Here is a 19,460-nt window from a genome sequence, read left to right on the forward strand (position 1 = left end):
TATAAAAAAGGCCCCGTTACCGGAGCCTTAATTAAGCACAACCTTAGCCGATTGTCATCAGGCTGGCGTTCCCTCCGGCAGCGGCAGTATTGACGCTCAGGGAACGTTCAATATACAGCCTCTCAAGCAGAATATTGCTTTCGCCGCGGGCAAATCCCTGAACCGACACAATCGCACCTTCACGGGCCGCCACCGCTTCACACAACGCGCGAAGCTGATCGGAATCGCCATGGAAAATAACGGCATCGAACGGTTGCGTGGTGATGCTATCCGCTTTGGCAAATTGGATGCGTCCGGAGACCGCGCCAGGCAGACGTTTAGCCAGCTCGCGATGGAACGCATCATCCGGCCACAGGATCAAGCTTCCCACCGAAGTCACGGCGGCAACCTGTACCAGCGCATCCTGCTCGTCATCAGCGATACACAGTACGCGCTCGCGCGGTAACAGCGTCCAGGTATTGCGCTCGCCGGTTGGCCCTGGCAGCAGACGTTGCGTTCCGGCCTGCGCCAGTTCGCCAAACTGCTGGCAAAGCGCACGCAGCGACGGGCGATCGGCGGCCCATTCGGTGAGCGCTTCCAACGGTTGAACGAGTGCCGCTTTAAGCTGCGCATCGACCGGATAGTCTGCATCCTGACGGGCAAGTGTAATGCCCAGCGCATTCTCCGGACGGTTAGCCAGCAGGCGGTACAGGTACAGCGGTCCACCTGCTTTTGGTCCGGTTCCTGACAAGCCTTCGCCACCGAATGGCTGCACCCCGACGACGGCGCCAACCATATTACGGTTAACGTACAGGTTCCCCACATGTGCAGATCCCGTGACCTGAGCGATGGTTTCATCGATACGGGTGTGGACGCCCAGCGTCAGGCCGTAGCCGGAGGCATTAATTTGTTCAATCAGGCTACCGAGATTGTTACGGGTGTAACGCACGACGTGCAGTACCGGACCGAACACCTCTTTTTGTAATTCATCGAAGCTTTCCAGCTCAATAAGCGTCGGGGCGATAAAGGTACCGGTTTGCCATTCCCGCGCATCGTCGCTATTTTCGCGCACGGCCTGGAACACCGGACGTCCTTTGGCGCGCATGGCCTGAATATGGCGCTCAATATTGGCTTTGGCTTCTTCATCGATAACCGGCCCAATATCGGTAGTCAGGCGACCCGGGTTACCCATGCGGCATTCCGCCATCGCCCCGCGCAGCATTTTCAGCGTGTGGTCGGCAATATCATCCTGCAGACACAGGACGCGCAGCGCGGAGCAGCGCTGTCCGGCACTGTCAAACGCAGAGGCCAGCACGTCCACTACAACCTGTTCCGTCAGCGCGGAGGAGTCGACGATCATCGCGTTCATACCACCGGTTTCGGCGATAAGCGGAATTGGACGGCCCTGAGCATCAAGGCGGGTCGCAATATTGCGTTGCAACAGCGTGGCGACTTCCGTTGAGCCAGTAAACATCACGCCGCGTACGCGCTCATCGGAAGTGAGCTGCGCTCCGACGGTTTCGCCCTGGCCCGGCAACAGTTGTACCACGCCCGGCGGTACGCCCGCTTCGAGTAAAATCGCGATACCCTGGGCGGCAATCAGCGGGGTTTGTTCCGCTGGTTTTGCCAGTACGCTGTTGCCTGCGGCCAGCGCGGCAGCAATCTGTCCGCTGAAAATGGCCAGCGGGAAGTTCCACGGGCTGATACACACCACCGGGCCTAACGGACGATGGGTTTCATTATCGAAATCATCGCGCACCTGGCCTGCATAATAGTGCAGGAAATCTACCGCTTCGCGCACTTCTGCAATGGCGTTGCTGAAGGTTTTACCCGCTTCGCGCACCAGAATGCCAATCAATTGCTGCATCTGGCCTTCCATCAGAACGGCGGCGCGATGCAAAATAGCGGCGCGCTCTTGTGGCGGCGTCGCAAACCAGATTGGCGCATTATTGACGGCGTTTTGTAATGCCTGTTCCACTTCGCTGTGAGTCGCTTCACGCACGTAGCCGACAATGTCTTTTGGCTCGGCCGGGTTAACCACCGGGGTCATTTCACCGTCAGCAACCGGCTGCTCGAGAATCGGTTTGGCATGCCATTTTTGCAGCGCGCTATTGAGCAGGGCAGAGGACAGCGAGGCCAGACGATGTTCGTTAGCCAAATCCAGTCCGCCTGAGTTTTCCCGGCCTTTACCGTACAGGTCGCGCGGCAGGGGAATCTTCGGATGCGGTAAACCTGTCTGGCCTTCCTGTTGCGCCAGTTTTTCCACGGCTTCGACCGGATCAGCAACCAGTTCGTCCAGCGGCAAAGTGTTGTCAGCAATGCGGTTGACGAACGAGGTGTTGGCACCGTTTTCCAGCAGACGACGCACCAGGTACGCCAGCAGGGTTTCGTGCGTACCTACTGGCGCATAAATACGGCATGGACGGTTCAGTTTGCCATCCGCGACTTTGCCTGTAACCTGCTCGTACAGGGGTTCACCCATGCCGTGCAGGCACTGGAACTCATACTGACCAGGATAATAGTTTTGCCCTGCTAACTGATAAATCGCCGCCAGCGTGTGGGCGTTATGGGTGGCGAACTGCGGGTAGATCAGATTCGGTACGGCCAGCAGTTTTTTCGCACAGGCCAGATAGGAAACGTCGGTATACACCTTACGGGTATAAACCGGATAGCCTTCCAGACCGTCCATTTGCGCACGTTTGATTTCGCTATCCCAGTATGCGCCCTTAACCAGACGGATCATCAGGCGGCGGCGACTGCGGGTGGCGAGATCGATCAGATAGTCGATAACAAATGGGCAGCGCTTCTGGTAGGCCTGGATAACAAAGCCGATACCGTTCCAGCCCGCCAGTTCGGGTTCGAAGCACAGTTTTTCCAACAGATCGAGGGAGATCTCCAGTCGGTCAGCCTCTTCGGCGTCGATATTAATACCGATGTCGTACTGACGGGCCAGCAGTGTCAACGATTTCAGGCGCGGATAGAGTTCATCCATCACGCGGTCATATTGCGCGCGGCTATAGCGCGGGTGCAGCGCCGACAGCTTGATCGAAATGCCAGGCCCTTCATAAATGCCGCGTCCGTTAGACGCTTTACCAATGGCGTGGATCGCCTGCTGGTAAGAAACCAGATAAGCCTGGGCATCGGCGGCGGTTAGCGCCGCTTCGCCTAGCATGTCGTAGGAGTAGCGGAAACCTTTTTCTTCCAGTTTACGTGCGTTAGCCAGCGCTTCGGCGATGGTTTCCCCGGTGACGAACTGTTCGCCCATCAAGCGCATCGCCATGTCGACGCCTTTACGCACTAAAGGTTCGCCGCTCTTGCCGATAATACGGTTGAGCGAGCGGGAGAGGCTGGCTTCGTTATGCGTAGAAACCAGACGACCGGTAAACAACAGTCCCCAGGTCGCCGCGTTAACGAACAGAGACGGGCTACGCCCAATGTGCGACTGCCAGTTACCGTTGCTGATTTTGTCGCGGATCAACGCATCGCGGGTTGCCTTATCGGGAATACGCAGCAGGGCTTCCGCCAGACACATCAGCGCCACGCCTTCCTGCGAAGAAAGGGAGAACTCCTGCAATAAACCTTGTACCATTCCGGCGCGACCGCTGGCGGTCTTCTGGTTACGCAGTTTATCGGCCAGATCGTACGCCAGCTTATGCGCCTGCTCGGCGATGGGTTGCGGCAGACGTGCCTGCTCCATCAGCATCGGCACGGCGTCGGTTTCGGCGCGGCGGTACGCGGCGGTGATTGCCGCACGGGAAACAGACTGCGGCAGAATTTGTTCGGCAAATTCCAGGAAAGGCTGATGCGTTTCATTCTGCGGCGTGGTTGACTCCTCACCCTCATTCGCCGCGCCCGCCAGCAGGGCCGGCAGTTCAGGAAGCGCATCGTCATTTTCCAGTCTTTCGAGATAATTAAAGATGGCTTGCTTGATCAGCCAATGCGGTGTGCGATCGATTCGTGATGCGGCTGTTTTAATACGCTCGCGAGTGGCGTCATCCAGCTTAACCCCCATCGTGGTGGTTCCCATGCCGTTTACTCCTGTTGTACTGAAATACGGGTCTGATAGTTACCGAGAAATATCCACTATGTTGCAACTTTGTGCAACCGTGTTAAATGTGACGTGGTTTGCAAGCTTGAAAATGAATGAAATGTTAATAAAGTTGGGGTTCGTGACAGGGAGAATAAAAATTATGGAATCTTTTTCTCTGCGGTAGTTAACACTTTTCAAAGGTGCAACCAAAAAAAATGTGAGAGAGTGCAACCTACAGAAAAATGCTATCTACTCTGGAACAATTTTGATGTAAATGGTGTGTTAAATCGATTGTGAATGACCATCGCTTCCGGCAGGATACGGTCGCCTGGTAAACATAGATATCTTTGCCACGTTCCGGCAGGGTAATAAAACGGCAAGCCACGGCATTGCTGATACATAATTTTGGAGAGTTTTGATGGCTATTAGCACACCGATGTTAGTGACATTCTGTGTCTATATTTTCGGCATGATATTGATAGGGTTTATTGCATGGCGTTCAACCAAAAACTTTGACGATTACATTCTGGGTGGACGCAGCCTGGGTCCATTCGTGACCGCGTTATCTGCTGGCGCATCCGATATGAGTGGCTGGTTGCTGATGGGTCTGCCTGGCGCGATTTTCCTGTCGGGGATTTCAGAAAGCTGGATCGCCATCGGCCTTATTTTGGGCGCATGGATCAACTGGAAGCTGGTGGCCGGACGTTTACGCGTACACACCGAATACAATAATAATGCCCTGACGTTACCGGATTACTTTACCGGTCGTTTTGAAGATAAAAGCCGCATTCTGCGGATTATCTCCGCGCTGGTTATTTTGCTGTTTTTCACCATCTATTGTGCTTCAGGAATTGTGGCAGGGGCGCGTCTGTTTGAAAGCACCTTTGGCATGAGCTATGAAACAGCGCTGTGGGCGGGAGCGGCCGCGACGATCATTTACACCTTTATTGGTGGTTTCCTGGCGGTAAGCTGGACCGATACCGTTCAGGCCAGCCTGATGATCTTTGCTCTGATTCTGACGCCGATCATGGTCATTATCGGCGTGGGTGGATTCGATGATTCGCTGGAAGTGATTAAACAAAAGAGCATTGAGAACGTAGACATGTTCAAAGGGCTGAATTTTGTTGCCATCATTTCTCTGATGGGTTGGGGCCTGGGCTACTTTGGCCAGCCGCATATTCTGGCGCGCTTTATGGCGGCAGATTCTCACCATAGCATTGTGCATGCACGTCGCATTAGCATGACCTGGATGATCCTGTGTTTGGGCGGCGCAGTTGCCGTTGGTTTCTTCGGTATCGCTTACTTTAATAACAACCCGTCGCTGGCAGGTGCCGTTAATCAGAACGCTGAGCGTGTGTTTATTGAACTGGCGCAAATCCTGTTCAACCCGTGGATTGCCGGTATTCTGCTGTCTGCGATCCTCGCGGCGGTGATGTCGACCCTGAGCTGCCAGTTGCTGGTGTGTTCCAGCGCAATCACCGAAGATTTGTACAAAGCGTTCCTGCGTAAAAATGCCAGCCAGAAAGAGCTGGTGTGGATTGGTCGTATCATGGTGCTGGTTGTGGCCCTGGTGTCCATCGCGCTGGCGGCCAACCCGGAGAACCGTGTGCTGGGTCTGGTTAGCTACGCTTGGGCAGGCTTTGGCGCGGCGTTTGGTCCGGTGGTTCTGTTCTCGGTAATGTGGTCGCGCATGACCCGCAACGGCGCGCTGGCAGGGATGATCATCGGCGCGGTGACGGTAATCGTCTGGAAGCAGTTTGCCTGGCTGGGTCTGTATGAAATCATCCCTGGCTTTATTTTCGGCAGCATCGGTATTGTCGTCTTTAGTCTGTTGGGTAAAGCGCCATCAACCGCAATGCAGCAACGTTTTGCCGAGGCTGACGCGCATTATCACTCCGCGCCGCCGTCGCGTTTACAGGCAGAATAATCTACCTTTGTCCTCAGGCCCGCCGCGTGCGGGCTTTTTTATTGCTCCCGTCTCAAACTCACACTAACCATTACCAGACTAACTGTTTACATTAAGTCATCATTCTCAAAACATTCTGCTTGAGTTTTTCTTTCCTGTAATGATAATCACTATCACTGTAATTTACTTTTCTTTGCATCAGTTGACTGAGAATAACGTTTAAGGGTTCTTCGCATGTTTGTTCCATTTCTAATTATGTTGCGCGAAGGGTTAGAGGCCGCGCTGATTGTCAGCCTGATTGCCAGCTACCTGAAACGGACTCAGCGTGGTCGTTGGATTGGTGTGATGTGGATTGGTGTTTTGCTGGCGGCGGCGTTATGCCTGGCGTTAGGGATTTTCATCAACGAAACCACTGGGGAATTTCCGCAAAAAGAGCAGGAGCTGTTCGAAGGCATCGTGGCGGTCATTGCTGTAGTGATCCTCACCTGGATGGTGTTCTGGATGCGTAAAGTTTCACGCAACGTCAAAGTCCAGCTTGAACAGGCTATCGATAACGCGTTACAGCGCGGCAACCATCACGGCTGGGCTCTGGTGATGATGGTCTTTTTTGCCGTCGCCCGCGAGGGGCTGGAGTCGGTGTTCTTTCTGCTGGCGGCGTTTCAGCAGGATGTCGGCATCTGGCCGCCGCTGGGCGCGATGCTGGGGCTGGCAACCGCGGTGGTATTGGGTTATCTGATTTACCTCGGCGGTATTCGTCTCAATCTCGGGGCATTCTTCAAGTGGACCAGTCTGTTCATTTTGTTGGTGGCCGCCGGACTCGCTGCTGGGGCTATCCGCGCATTCCACGAAGCCGGATTATGGAATCATTTTCAGGATGTGGCATTTGACATCAGCAGCGTGCTTTCGACGCACTCGCTGTTTGGCACGTTGATGGAAGGAATCTTCGGCTATCAGGAGGCGCCAAGCGTGAGTGAAGTGGCTGTCTGGTTTATCTACCTGATTCCGGCATTAATTATATTTGCACTACCGCCGCGTTCAGGCACTACGGCATCGCGTACCGCACCTTAAAAAAAACGCGATGCAGAATACTTTTTAGTTACAACATACTTATTTAAAGGGCCAGGTTATGACGCTTCATTTTCGCCGTAGTGCGCTGCAGTTAGGGATTGCCGCGCTGTTTGCATCCGTTTTTTCTGCACAAGCCGCCGATATTCCGCAGGTGAAAGTCACGGTTAACGATAAACAGTGTGAGCCGATGACGATCACGGTTAACGCCGGGAAAACGCAGTTCATCATCCAGAACCACAGCCAGAAAGCGCTGGAGTGGGAGATCCTCAAAGGCGTTATGGTGGTTGAAGAGCGCGAAAACATTGCGCCGGGCTTTAGCCAGAAAATGACGGCCAACCTGCAGCCTGGCGAATATGATATGACCTGCGGTCTGTTGACCAACCCGAAAGGCAAATTGATCGTAAAAGGAAGCGCTACAGCGGATGCCGCGCACAGTGATGCTCTGTTGAGCCTGGGCGGTGCGATTACCGAGTACAAAGCCTACGTGACGGCTGAAACCGCGCAACTGGTAGCGGGTACTAAAGCCTTCACCGATGCGATTAAAGCCGGCGATGTGGAAAAAGCAAAATCCCTGTATGCGCCAACGCGTCAGCACTACGAGCGTATTGAACCGATTGCTGAACTGTTCTCCGATCTCGATGGCAGCATCGATGCGCGGGAAGATGATTACGAACAAAAAGCCGCCGATCCGAAATTTACCGGCTTCCATCGTCTGGAAAAGGCGCTGTTTGGTGACAATTCCACTAAAGGTATGGAGAAGTACGCCGACCAGTTAAACCGTGATGTCCTTGAGCTGCAAACGCGTATTAGCGAGCTGGCCTTCCCACCGTCTAAAGTGGTGGGTGGCGCGGCTGGGCTGATCGAAGAAGTCGCAGCCAGCAAAATCAGTGGGGAAGAAGATCGCTACAGCCATACCGATCTGTGGGATTTCCAGGCCAACGTCGATGGCGCGCAGAAAATTGTCAACCTCCTGCGTCCGCAGTTACAAAAATCCAATGCTGAACTGCTGGCGAAGGTGGATGCGAACTTCAAAAAAGTCGATACCATTCTGAGCAAGTACCGTACCAAAGACGGTTTTGAAACCTATGACAAACTGACCGATGCCGATCGCAATGCGCTGAAAGGGCCAATCACGACGCTGGCGGAAGACTTGTCACAATTACGCGGTGTTCTGGGTCTGGATTAAGCACTATGCAGCAAGAAAATGAAAACGGCGTGAGTGAACCGTCACGCCGACGTTTGTTGAAAGGAATGGGCGCCTTGGGTGGCGCGCTGGCGTTGGCAGGTGGATGCCCGGTTGCCCATGCGCAAAAACCGCAAAGCGCGCCGGGAACGTTGTCTCCTGATGCTCGCAGTGAAGTGCAGCCGTTTTATGGTCAACATCAGGCGGGGATCCTGACGCCGCAACAGGCATCTATGATGCTGGTGGCGTTCGATGTTCTCGCCAGCGATAAGGCCGATCTTGAACGTCTGTTCCGGCTGCTAACCCGGCGATTTGCGTTTCTGACTACCGGTGGACCCGCGCCGGATACGCCGAATCCGCGGTTACCGCCGATGGATTCCGGTATCCTTGGCGCATACATTGCACCAGACAATCTGACGATCACGATGTCGGTCGGCTCCTCGCTGTTTGATGAGCGTTTTGGCCTGAAACCGCAGATGCCGAAAAAGCTGCAAAAAATGACGCGCTTCCCGAATGATTCTTTGGATGCAGCGCTGTGCCATGGCGATCTGCTGTTGCAGATTTGCGCCAACACGCAGGATACAGTCATCCATGCGCTGCGCGATATCATCAAACATACGCCCGATCTGCTCAGCGTTCGCTGGAAACGTGAAGGATTTATTTCCGATCACGCCGCGCGCAGTAAAGGGAAAGAGACCCCGGTCAACTTGCTTGGCTTTAAGGACGGTACCGCGAACCCGGACGCTACAGATGTGAAGCTGATGCAAAACGTGGTGTGGGTTACGGACGGGCAGGGCGAACCTGCGTGGGCGCAAGGTGGCAGCTATCAGGCCGTGCGGCTCATTCAGTTCCGCGTGGAGTTTTGGGATCGCACGCCGCTGAAAGAGCAGCAAACGATTTTTGGTCGCGATAAACACACCGGTGCGCCGCTGGGTATGCAGCATGAGCACGATGTGCCTGACTATGCCAGCGATCCAGAAGGTGAGGTGATTGCACTCGACAGCCATATCCGTCTGGCAAACCCGCGTACGAAAGAGACTGAGTCCAGCCTGATGATGCGTCGCGGTTACAGTTATTCGCTCGGCGTGACCAATTCCGGTCAACTTGATATGGGACTGTTGTTCGTCTGCTATCAGCACGATCTGGAAAAAGGTTTTCTGACGGTGCAGAAACGCCTGAACGGTGAAGCGCTTGAGGAGTATGTCAAACCAATTGGTGGCGGTTACTTCTTTGCGTTGCCGGGAGTTAAAACCGCAGATCATTATCTCGGACAGACCCTGCTCGAAGCTTGATACCTATGCCCCGCAGCGCGGCGGGGCATTTACTGACATCTTCATGAATGAACGAATTATTTTTTATGATCGGTCTGTGAATGAAATAATTTTGTCATCTCTCTGCAAGAGACTGTCTGTGGCGACAAGTCAAAATCAAGTTAATGGCAAGTAAAAATATTGTTGCATTAGCGAAAGATTATGATGTACTTATAAGTAACAGCGGTAGTTCCCGGCGGTGATAGTTGTTCACTATGGAGATCGCGAATGGAAAAGTCCTGTACTGGACACGTTTTTCACAGTAACAGCAGTACCTTACGCGGACGTTTCTCTTCCGGTAGCCACTTCGTCACCGCTAAATATCTCCCCCTTTCACTTTTTATCCTTGTAACTGACGCCCTGTACGGTGCGCGTAGCCGTGGGTGGCGTCTTATCCAAAAGCAAGCAATGGCTTACAAGGAAGCCAACCCTCAGATGTTCGTGCGCATAATCGTGCCGCCAACGGCGCGTGTGATGTATACCTACAACTCAAGGTGCTATCCATGGGAAGACAAAAAGCAGTGATCAAAGCTCGTCGCGAAGCAAAACGGGTGCTGAGGCGGGACTCGCGTAGCCATAAGCAACGTGAAGATGAATCGGTCACCTCGCTTGTGCAGATGGGCGGCGTAGAAGCGATCGGAATGGCGCGTGATAGTCGCGATGCCACGCCAATCACGGCGCGAAATGAGGCTCAGGCGCACTACCTGAATGCTATCGAGAGTAAACAGCTGATCTTCGCCACCGGTGAAGCCGGGTGTGGTAAAACCTGGATCAGCGCAGCAAAAGCAGCAGAGGCTCTGATCCATAAAGACGTGGACAGGATTATTGTAACCCGTCCGGTTCTGCAAGCTGATGAAGATCTCGGCTTCTTACCTGGAGATGTTTCCGAGAAGTTCGCTCCCTATTTCCGCCCGGTGTATGACGTGCTGGTGAAACGTCTGGGAGCCTCCTTTATGCAATATTGCCTGCGACCTGAGATTGGTAAGGTGGAAATCGCGCCGTTCGCCTATATGCGTGGACGTACATTTGAAAATGCCGTGGTCATTCTTGACGAGGCTCAGAATGTCACTGCTGCGCAAATGAAGATGTTTTTGACTCGCCTCGGGGAGAATGTGACGGTGATTGTGAATGGGGATGTAACCCAGTGCGATCTACCTGCGCACGTTCGCTCAGGGCTAAGCGACGCGCTGGCCCGTTTCGAAGAAGATGAAATGGTTGGGATCGTTCGTTTCAATAAAGATGATTGCGTTCGCTCGGCCCTCTGTCAGCGGACGCTCAACGCTTATAATTGATGAGTATGCCGTCTTCAAGGCCCGGGAAACCGGGCTTTGTTTTAGCGGTATTACAGAATATCTTTTAGGGCGGCAGTCGTCATGGTCGCTTCAAATGGAATCAACTCAACTTTCGCGACGCCAGCCTGCTGGAAGGGATCCAGGCTCAGATAGTGTTGTAGTTTTTCAGCATCATCACATTTTGCCAATATCACACCACCGGAACGTGGGATTTTGCGGCCTGATGCCAGGAATAAACCTTCCGCATAGCCTTTTTTCAGCCATTCTACGTGGGCGGGAAGTAGGCTATCGACTTCATTTAACGGTTTAATATAGGTTAAAACAACAACATAAGTAACACTCATTTTATTATCCCTGTTTTTTGAAAGTGTATTAACGTAGCATATAACCAGGGAGAGAAAAGATTAATATCAGCACTGTCCTTCCTAAGTTTTAATATTAAAACTTCATATGCCGCATTTATGTATGTTAATTGAACACTTGTAGGGCGCGGATGAGTTGACGTGGTTGATGGCTGGCGAAAAAATGGCGGGAATCACTTTATCGGCGGGTTTTATTAATAATAATGAAACATGCGTGATGCGATAAATATTACGATAATGTTCCAGATCATAAGCGTTTTATATTTTTTAACATATTTGGCAAACTGAAACGCATACTTTCGCTATACTGTAGATCCTTGAATATTCTGCGCTCCCGAACTGGATCCGCCTTCTAATGCTTGAATTAAAAAATATTGCGTGCCTGCGGGATGAACGTCAACTCTTTTGCCGCCTGTCATGTTCTATTCAGCCCGGCGAAGTTGTCCAAATATCGGGACCTAATGGGGCAGGAAAAACCTCTTTATTACAGATACTAACCGGATTATCAACGCCGAGTGAAGGGCAGATTTTGTGGCAGGGTAAACCGCTGCATCGGATGCGTGACGACTGGCATCGTCAACTGTTGTGGCTTGGCCATCAGGTTGGCGTAAAAGGAGGGCTGACGGCGGAGGAAAATCTGCGTTTTTATCACCCGCAGGCGTCACTTGAGACGCGCTGGCAAGCGCTGGAGCAGGTCGGACTCGTCGGTTTTGAAGATGTTGTAGTGGCACAGCTTTCGGTCGGGCAGCAGCGGCGCGTGGCGCTGGCCAGACTGTGGCTAAGCCGCACAACGTTCTGGATTTTAGATGAACCCTTTACTGCGCTGGACGTGGCCGGTGTGCAAAAACTGACCTCACGACTGGAACAGCATGTCGTCCAGGGCGGCACGGTCATTCTGACAACCCATCAACCTTTACGGCCTCTGTGCGTCCCGTTGCGCACCATTACGCTCAATGAGTATGAGGTGGCTGTGGCATGATCGCGCAGATTTTCTGGCGCGACCTGCGCCTTGCCTTTCGTAACTTTGCCGAAATTATCAACCCGCTGTGGTTCTTCCTGATTATCGTCACGCTGTTTCCACTCAGTATTGGCCCTGAGCCACAGCTGCTGCGGCAAATTGCCCCCGGCATCGTCTGGGTAGCGGCGCTACTCTCCTCACTGCTGGCAATGGATCGGCTGTTTCGTGATGACTGGCTGGACGGTTCGTTGCAGCAGATGATGCTGATGCCAGTCCCGCTTTCGCTGGTGGTGCTGGCGAAAGTCGCCGCGCACTGGGTGGTTTCCGGGCTACCGCTGTTAATCATCTCGCCGCTTATCGCCACGCTGTTTGGCCTCTCCGTTGCGGAGTGGCAAGTGCTGGCGCTTACGCTATTGTTGGGTACGCCCACGCTCAGTTTTATTGGTGCGATTGGCGTCGGGCTGACCGTCGGATTGCGGCGCGGCGGCGTATTGCTCAGCCTGCTGGTGCTGCCGTTGATGATCCCTTTATTAATTTTTGCGACCGCCGCCGTGGGCGCGGCGCAGATGCTGCTGCCGGTTGACGGCTATCTGGCGATCCTCGGGGCCTTCCTGGCAGGAAGCGCCACCTTAAGTCCGTTCGCCACTGCAGCAGCGTTACGAATCAGCGTGCAATAACTCCCGTCATCTGCGGGAATATGAGGCAAAGAAAAAATGTGGAAAGCGTTACACCAACTCGCCATTCCAGAGCGGTTGTATAAGGTCTGCGGGCGGTTTATTCCGGCAATGGCTATCCTGAGCGCGCTGTTTCTGGTGGTGGGCTGTATCTGGGGCTTTGTCTACGCCCCAGCGGATTATCAGCAGGGCGAAAGCTATCGCATCATGTATCTGCATGTGCCCGCGGCTATCTGGTCGATGGGGATTTATGGCTCGATGGCGGTGACTGCCTTTGTGGGGCTGATTTGGCAAATGAAAATGGCGGACAACGCGGTGATGGCGATGGCGCTTCCCGGCGCTGTCTATACCTTCATCGCGCTGGTCACTGGTTCTGCCTGGGGCAAACCAATGTGGGGCACCTGGTGGGTGTGGGATGCGCGTCTGACCTCCGAGCTGGTGCTGCTGTTCTTATATGTCGGCGTGATTGGCTTGTATCACGCCTTTGATGACCGCCGCCTGGCCGGGCGCGCCGCCGGGATCCTCGTTCTGGTCGGGGTGGTCAATTTGCCGATTATTCATTTTTCCGTTGAATGGTGGAACACCCTGCATCAGGGGTCGACCAATATGCAGAAAACCATCGACCCATCTATGCGTATGCCGTTGCGTTTAACGATTTTCGGCTTCTTATTCCTTTTTATTACTCTGACATTAATGCGTATGCGTAATTTGATTCTGCTACAGGAACGTCGCCGCCCATGGGTGGCGCAGCTGGTTTCCGGGCGCAAAAACGAGGTTAATTCATGACGAGCGCTTTCCACTCCTGGAGTGATTTCTGGCAGATGGGCGGCTACGCCTTTTATGTCTGGCTGGCAGTTGCCGTGACGGCGTTCTCGCTGCTGATTGTGGTCTGGCATGCATGCTGGCAGCGCAGGGCGCTGCTGGCTGACGTTCAGCGTCAGATGGCGCGCGAGCGCCGGATGCAGGCGGCGCGTAAAAAAGGAGAGGCGTTGTGAATCCGCGGCGTAAGGTACGACTCTGGCTTGCCTGTAGCGTGTTGGGAGGACTGGCGCTGACGGTCGGACTGGTGATGTATGCGCTCAGCGCCAATATCGATCTCTTCTATACGCCGGGGGAAATCATTTACGGCAAGCGGGAAAATGGTCAGAAGCCGGAGCCGGGACAGCGCCTGCGCATTGGCGGCATGGTGATGCCCGGCAGCGTGAAGCGTGACGATAAAACGCTGGACGTGACCTTTAAGCTCTACGATGCGCGCGGCGTGGTAGAGGTGAGCTATACGGGGATCCTGCCAGCGCTGTTCAGAGAAGGGCAGGGTGTGGTGGCACAGGGAACGCTGCAAGACGGCACCCATATCCGTGCCAAAGAGGTGTTGGCGAAACACGATGAAAACTATACCCCTCCGGAGATTAAAGAGGCGATGGACGAAAATCATCACCCTGCCGGAAATCAACAAGGAGCCGCGCAATGATCCCTGAAATTGGGCATTTTCTGCTGTGCCTGGCGCTGGGTATTTCCTGCCTGCTCGGGCTGTATCCGACCTGGGGTGCGATGCGCCAGGATACGCGGATGATGGCACTGGCGAAACCGCTGTCATTCGCCATGTTTTCGGCGATCCTCGGGTCATTCCTGATACTGGTTTACGCTTTTGTGGTGAATGATTTCACCGTTCAGTATGTCGCCAGCAACTCGAATACGCTGCTGCCGGTATGGTATCGCGTGGCGGCTACCTGGGGGGCGCACGAAGGGTCGCTGCTGTTGTGGGTGCTCCTGATGAGCGGCTGGACCTTTGCAGTGGCGGCGCTGAGCCGCAACATTCCCCTGGAAGCATCATCCCGCGTGCTGGCGGTGATGGGGATGATCTCCTTTTGCTTTCTGGTGTTCATCCTGCTGACCTCGAACCCGTTTGTACGCACGCTGCCGGACTTTCCGATCGAGGGCCGCGACCTGAATCCGATGCTGCAGGATATTGGACTGATTTTTCATCCACCGATGTTGTACATGGGTTACGTGGGCTTTTCCGTCGCCTTTGCTTTTGCCATCGCTTCGCTCATGACCGGGCGTCTGGACAGCGCCTGGGCGCGCTGGTCGCGTCCGTGGACACTGGCGGCGTGGAGCTTCCTGACGGTGGGCATCGTGTTGGGTTCTGCCTGGGCATACTACGAGCTGGGCTGGGGCGGTTGGTGGTTCTGGGATCCCGTCGAAAATGCCTCTCTGATGCCGTGGCTGGCCGGAACGGCACTGATTCACTCACTGTCTGTAACGGAGAAGCGGGGTAGCTTCAAATCCTGGACCGTGCTGCTGGCAATCCTCGCCTTCTCGCTCTGCCTGCTTGGCACCTTCCTGGTGCGTTCCGGGGTACTCATTTCTGTGCACTCATTCGCCTCTGATCCGACGCGCGGCCTGTTTATTTTGGCGCTGCTGGTGATCACCATCGGCGGTTCGCTGCTGCTGTTTGCCATTAAAGGCGGGAAGGTGCGCTCTCGGGTACGGCATGAGCTGTGGTCGCGCGAGTCGCTGCTGCTGGGTAATAACGTCCTGCTGATCGCCGCGATGCTGGTGGTGCTGTTGGGCACACTACTGCCGCTGATTCATAAATTATTGGGGCTGGGTAGTATCTCAATCGGTGAACCATTCTTTAATTCGCTGTTTATCGTGCTGATGATTCCCTTCTCGCTACTGCTGGGCATTGGGCCACTGGTGCGCTGGCGGCGCGATGAATTGCATAAGCTGCGTAAGCGGCTGCTGATTGCGGCGCTGGTGTCGATTGTGCTGGCCGTGGTGCTGCCGTGGCTGATGCAGGACCGTATTAAGGCGATGACCGTGCTTGGTCTGCTGATGTCGCTGTGGGCGTTGGTTCTGACAGTGATGGAGGTCGTGGAACGCGCTACCGATCGCCATACCTTCTGGCGTGGGCTAACTCGCCTGGGACGCAGCCACTGGGGGATGGTGGCTGGGCATGTCGGGCTGGTGGTGACGGTGATTGGCATCGCCTTTAGCCAGAACTATAGCATTGAGCGCGATGTGCGTATGAAGCCGGGTGATAGCGCCGATATTCATCAATATCACTTTGTCTTCCGCGACGTTCAGGACATTACCGGCCCGAACTATTTTGGCGGCGAAGCGGTGATTGACGTCTCGCAGGACGGACAACACATCAGCACCCTGCGGGCAGAAAAACGCGTCTACAGCAGCAGCCGGATGGAGATGACCGAGGCCGCCATCGACGGCGGGCTGGTGCGCGATCTGTATGCCGCGCTGGGTGAAGAACTGGATGATGGCAGTTGGGCGGTGCGCCTGTACTACAAACCGTTTGTTCGCTGGATCTGGTTTGGCGGAATGTTAATGGCGCTTGGCGGCGTATTATGCATTCTGGACCCGCGCTACCGCTTACGTAAATCGCTGCCGGAGAACGCATAATGAACCGCAAAGTCCTTTATCTGCCGCTGGTTATCTTTCTGGTTCTTGTGGCGGCGCTGATGTGGCAACTGCTGCGCAATAGCGACGGCGATGACCCAACGGCGCTGGAGTCGGCGCTGGTTGGAAAACCGTTACCGGAGTTCCGCCTGACATCGCTGGAGAAACCCGACGTGATGCTGGACGCGTCCAGTATTATCAACGGGAAGCCGGTGCTGCTTAACGTCTGGGCGACCTGGTGTCCAACCTGCCGCGCGGAGCACCAATACCTGCGTTCCCTTGCGGCGCAGGGCATTCGCATTGTGGGCATTAACTATAAAGACGATCGCCAGAAGGCGCTGGACTGGCTGCACGAGCTGGGTAATCCGTACGCGCAGGGGGTGTTTGATGGTGACGGTATGCTGGGGTTGGATCTCGGTGTCTACGGTGCGCCGGAAACCTTCCTTATCGACGGCAAAGGCATTATTCGCTACCGCCATGCGGGCGATCTGAACGAACAGGTATGGCAGCAGGAAATCCTGCCATTGTGGAATAAATACAGTCGGGAGGGCAGCGCGTGAGATTTTTGCTAATGACGTTGCTGACAGCGTTGCTATCGTTTCAGGCGCTGGCGGCGATTGACACTTATCCGTTTAAAAATGAGGCTCAGGAGCAGCAGTTCCGCCAACTGACCGCGCAGCTGCGCTGCCCGAAATGCCAAAACAACAGCATTGCCGACTCCAATTCGATGATTGCCGCCGATATGCGTAAAAAAGTCTGGCAACTGATGGAGGAGGGGCAAAGCAATCAGCAAATTACCGATTATATGGTGGCGCGCTACGGTAACTTCGTCACCTATGAACCGCCGGTAACGTTGGCTACGCTGATCCTCTGGCTGCTCCCTGCCTGTTTTGTTCTGGGCGGCGCGCTGGTCATTTTCCGTTTAAGCCGTCGCCCGCGGGCCGCGCAGGAAACGGAACTCAGTCCGCATGAGCAGGCGCGTTTGCAAGCGCTTCTCGATGAAAACAAAAGGACCCTGAAATGATCGTCGCTTTTCTCATCATGATAATTTTACTGCTGGGGACGGCGGCATTGCTGTTCATTCCCTGGTCTGGCAGACAGCGCGTTGATCGTAACACGATGAATCATATGATTTTTCGTGCGCGTCTTCAGGAGCTTGATGAAGACATTTCTCCGGTAAATGCGGCTCAGCAACAGCAGTTGGTTGACGATTTACGCTTGAATTTATTGGAAGATTTGCCTGAGTCGCCAAAAACGGATAACAAAAATAGTAGCTATTGGGTGTATATTCTCGGGGTTATTATACTAACCTCTTTATGCGTAGGGGTATTCGTCCGAACGAGTTACGTCCCCCGTGTAATTGAGTGGCAGCAGGTCGTGCAACAAACGCCGCAACTGATGCAGCGCGTGATGGATCCCCAGGGGAAACCGCTGTCGGAAGAAGAGCTGTTTCGCCTGGCGCTGGGGCTACGTACCCGTCTGCAACAATATCCGGCAGACCAGCTAAGCTGGACGATGCTCGGCAGGCTACAACTGGTGCTGAATAACCCTGGGGCTGCGTTACAGGCGTTTGATAAAGCGCGACAGTTGGCGCCGGGAAATGCGGATGCGCAGCTGGGCTACACCGAAGCATTGCTGCACTCTACGGATCCGAATGATAGCCGTGAAGCCCAGCAGTTGCTTGATACGTTGCTCAAAAATAACCATAACGATGTACGGGTGCTCAGCCTTGTGGCGTTTAACGCCTTTGAGCATCAACAATATGATAAAGCGATTGCGGCATGGCAACTGATGCTGAAACTGTTACCGCCGGACGATAGCCAACGAGAGATCATTATTCGTAGTATCGACCGCGCGAAAAAAGAACAAATCGCTACACTGAAATAATCAAAATATATCAACATTTGCACGAAGGTTTGCTCGATTTGCAATGTGATACCACGCTGAAATTATCGGCTAATCAACCTCTGATGATTAGCCCGCAGAATCAAACTTCCATAAGCATTGTTGGATTAGAAGATGACGGTAATCGCTATAAATATTTTTATATAGCGATTGTCATGTGGCAAGGACTATTGCGTCTTTATTTTAGGAAAAGGGTTAAATAATAAGATGAGAAAACTTTCACTGGAACGTTCGGGTAGGCGAAAAATTATATTTATCGCCCTGCTGGTTGGGATCATTATTGGTGTCGTGCTGCTGGCGGGTACGGCAACTATCATGCATAAAACCAGCGATACCGAATTCTGCGTGTCGTGTCATACCATGCAACAACCTCTGGCGGAATATCAGGGCAGTGTGCATTTCCAGAACGATAAAGGTATTCGCGCCGAGTGTGCCGATTGCCACGTTCCCCACCAGCCGATCGATTACATGCTGACCAAAATTGGCGCCCTGAAAGATGTTTGGGGTGAAATGACCGGTAAAATCGATACCCCAGAAAAATACGAGGCGCATAAGCTCGCGATGGCCCAGAGCGTGTGGGATGGGTTGAAGAAGAACGACTCGGCAACCTGTCGTTCCTGCCACGACTACAAAGCGATGGATATTCTGGCGCAAACCCCTGAAGCCCGTAAGCAGCACCCGGTGGCGATCAAAGAGGGCCAAACCTGTATCGATTGTCATAAAGGCGTCGCGCACATTCTGCCGAACATGAGTGGCCTGGCGGCAGCCGGGGCGAGCGAACTGGCGAATGCGGCAGCGAAAACGCCGGCAACGGCGACCACGCTGTACACCATTCAAACCCAACCGTTCTGGCTCAGTGAGAAAACCGCCGATCATAACGACGGTAACCTGATGGCTTCCACCGAAGTGCAGGTAGTGAAACGTGACGGTGATATGGTCCTGGCTGATGTCAAAGGCTGGCAGCAGGATGGCGTCACTGAGGCGTTCTACGCCGCGCGCGGTAAACGCATCATGAGCGCCCTGCTGGGCGAGGAAGCGCGTAAAGCGCTGAAAGTGAACAGTACGGTAACCGATGAAGAGACGAAACAGGTCTGGCACGAAGTCGATCTGCAGGTCTGGCTGCCGGCGAAAAGTCTGATTGGCGATCAACAAAAAATCTGGAGCTACGCTTCCGAACTCATGGCTAACAACTGTACCGGTTGCCACGGTCTTACCGAGTTGAATCGCTTTAATGCCAACCAGTGGATTGGGGTGGTTAAAGGCATGTCCGGTCGTACGTCGCTAACGCAGGAACAGGTTCGTCTTCTGACCCAGTACGTACAAAAACACGCGAGCGACATGCCCGCAGCAGCCGATCAGGACAAAAAATAAGGAGCCAT

Annotated in this window: 18 protein-coding genes; 16 read left to right on the top strand and 2 right to left on the bottom strand. The window is 54.0% G+C overall.

Annotation, left to right across the window (positions count from 1 at the left end):
• Positions 1 to 43 precede the first annotated feature (43 nt).
• Positions 44 to 4,006 (bottom strand): trifunctional transcriptional regulator/proline dehydrogenase/L-glutamate gamma-semialdehyde dehydrogenase, encoded by a 3,963-nt coding sequence (putA, locus tag FHD02_RS09775; protein ID WP_220393836.1) that lies wholly within the window; start codon positions 4,004 to 4,006, stop codon positions 44 to 46.
• 421 nt (positions 4,007 to 4,427) lie between these two features.
• On the opposite strand from putA, the gene putP reads away from it, so the two are divergent.
• The 6 genes from putP (at position 4,428) to phoH (ending at position 10,768) form a co-directional block, all read left to right on the top strand.
• Positions 4,428 to 5,936, top strand: coding sequence for a sodium/proline symporter PutP (gene putP, locus FHD02_RS09780; protein ID WP_137361060.1), 1,509 nt, complete (start codon positions 4,428 to 4,430; stop codon positions 5,934 to 5,936).
• Between the two features lie 213 nt (positions 5,937 to 6,149).
• A complete protein-coding gene (gene efeU / locus FHD02_RS09785; RefSeq protein WP_220393837.1) occupies positions 6,150 to 6,983 on the top strand; it encodes an iron uptake transporter permease EfeU in 834 nt (277 codons plus the stop codon).
• Between the two features lie 58 nt (positions 6,984 to 7,041).
• Entirely contained in the window at positions 7,042 to 8,169 is a 1,128-nt protein-coding gene (efeO, locus tag FHD02_RS09790; RefSeq protein WP_137361058.1) for an iron uptake system protein EfeO, read from the top strand.
• Between the two features lie 5 nt (positions 8,170 to 8,174).
• Positions 8,175 to 9,458 carry an iron uptake transporter deferrochelatase/peroxidase subunit gene (gene efeB / locus FHD02_RS09795; RefSeq protein WP_061381821.1) on the top strand — a complete coding sequence of 428 codons (1,284 nt, stop codon included), beginning with the start codon at positions 8,175 to 8,177 and terminating at the stop codon, positions 9,456 to 9,458.
• A 246-nt stretch (positions 9,459 to 9,704) separates the two neighbouring features.
• A complete protein-coding gene (locus FHD02_RS09800) occupies positions 9,705 to 10,001 on the top strand; it encodes a hypothetical protein (RefSeq protein WP_042309399.1) in 297 nt (98 codons plus the stop codon).
• The gene (gene phoH, locus FHD02_RS09805) at positions 9,980 to 10,768 is read left to right on the top strand and encodes a phosphate starvation-inducible protein PhoH (protein WP_006685183.1); all 789 of its coding nucleotides are present in this window, start codon (positions 9,980 to 9,982) and stop codon (positions 10,766 to 10,768) included. Before FHD02_RS09800 ends, phoH begins: the two co-directional genes overlap by 22 nt.
• Positions 10,769 to 10,818: 50 nt before the next feature.
• Here phoH and FHD02_RS09810 read toward each other — a convergent pair whose 3' ends face one another.
• The gene (locus FHD02_RS09810) at positions 10,819 to 11,112 is read right to left on the bottom strand and encodes a YciI family protein (protein ID WP_042309397.1); all 294 of its coding nucleotides are present in this window, start codon (positions 11,110 to 11,112) and stop codon (positions 10,819 to 10,821) included.
• 373 nt (positions 11,113 to 11,485) lie between these two features.
• On the opposite strand from FHD02_RS09810, the gene ccmA reads away from it, so the two are divergent.
• From ccmA to FHD02_RS09860, 10 genes are all read left to right on the top strand, one after another.
• Entirely contained in the window at positions 11,486 to 12,109 is a 624-nt protein-coding gene (ccmA, locus tag FHD02_RS09815) for a cytochrome c biogenesis heme-transporting ATPase CcmA (RefSeq protein ID WP_220393838.1), read from the top strand.
• Positions 12,106 to 12,765 carry a heme exporter protein CcmB gene (ccmB, locus tag FHD02_RS09820; protein WP_079224734.1) on the top strand — a complete coding sequence of 220 codons (660 nt, stop codon included), beginning with the start codon at positions 12,106 to 12,108 and terminating at the stop codon, positions 12,763 to 12,765. Before ccmA ends, ccmB begins: the two co-directional genes overlap by 4 nt.
• Positions 12,766 to 12,801: 36 nt before the next feature.
• Complete coding sequence (locus tag FHD02_RS09825; protein WP_042309394.1) at positions 12,802 to 13,548, top strand: heme ABC transporter permease; 747 nt, start codon at positions 12,802 to 12,804, stop codon at positions 13,546 to 13,548.
• Positions 13,545 to 13,757, top strand: a complete 213-nt coding sequence (gene ccmD / locus FHD02_RS09830; protein WP_042309392.1) for a heme exporter protein CcmD — start codon at positions 13,545 to 13,547, stop codon at positions 13,755 to 13,757. Before FHD02_RS09825 ends, ccmD begins: the two co-directional genes overlap by 4 nt.
• The gene (gene ccmE / locus FHD02_RS09835; protein WP_042309391.1) at positions 13,754 to 14,230 is read left to right on the top strand and encodes a cytochrome c maturation protein CcmE; all 477 of its coding nucleotides are present in this window, start codon (positions 13,754 to 13,756) and stop codon (positions 14,228 to 14,230) included. The genes ccmD and ccmE overlap by 4 nt, the downstream gene beginning before the upstream one ends.
• The gene (locus tag FHD02_RS09840; protein WP_220393839.1) at positions 14,227 to 16,179 is read left to right on the top strand and encodes a heme lyase CcmF/NrfE family subunit; all 1,953 of its coding nucleotides are present in this window, start codon (positions 14,227 to 14,229) and stop codon (positions 16,177 to 16,179) included. The genes ccmE and FHD02_RS09840 overlap by 4 nt, the downstream gene beginning before the upstream one ends.
• The gene (locus FHD02_RS09845) at positions 16,179 to 16,736 is read left to right on the top strand and encodes a DsbE family thiol:disulfide interchange protein (protein WP_137361055.1); all 558 of its coding nucleotides are present in this window, start codon (positions 16,179 to 16,181) and stop codon (positions 16,734 to 16,736) included. The genes FHD02_RS09840 and FHD02_RS09845 overlap by 1 nt, the downstream gene beginning before the upstream one ends.
• Complete coding sequence (locus FHD02_RS09850) at positions 16,733 to 17,200, top strand: cytochrome c-type biogenesis protein (protein WP_077949340.1); 468 nt, start codon at positions 16,733 to 16,735, stop codon at positions 17,198 to 17,200. The genes FHD02_RS09845 and FHD02_RS09850 overlap by 4 nt, the downstream gene beginning before the upstream one ends.
• On the top strand, positions 17,197 to 18,063 hold the full coding sequence (gene ccmI, locus FHD02_RS09855) for a c-type cytochrome biogenesis protein CcmI (RefSeq protein WP_042309383.1): 867 nt from the start codon (positions 17,197 to 17,199) through the stop codon (positions 18,061 to 18,063). The genes FHD02_RS09850 and ccmI overlap by 4 nt, the downstream gene beginning before the upstream one ends.
• 225 nt (positions 18,064 to 18,288) lie before the next feature.
• Positions 18,289 to 19,452: a NapC/NirT family cytochrome c gene (locus FHD02_RS09860; RefSeq protein WP_220393840.1), complete on the top strand. Its 1,164-nt coding sequence runs from the start codon at positions 18,289 to 18,291 to the stop codon at positions 19,450 to 19,452.
• The last annotated feature ends 8 nt before the right edge of the window (positions 19,453 to 19,460 follow it).

It is taken from the genome of Citrobacter sp. EC_71 (assembly GCF_019584005.1).
In the GTDB taxonomy this organism is placed as follows: Bacteria; Pseudomonadota; Gammaproteobacteria; order Enterobacterales; family Enterobacteriaceae; genus Citrobacter; species Citrobacter werkmanii.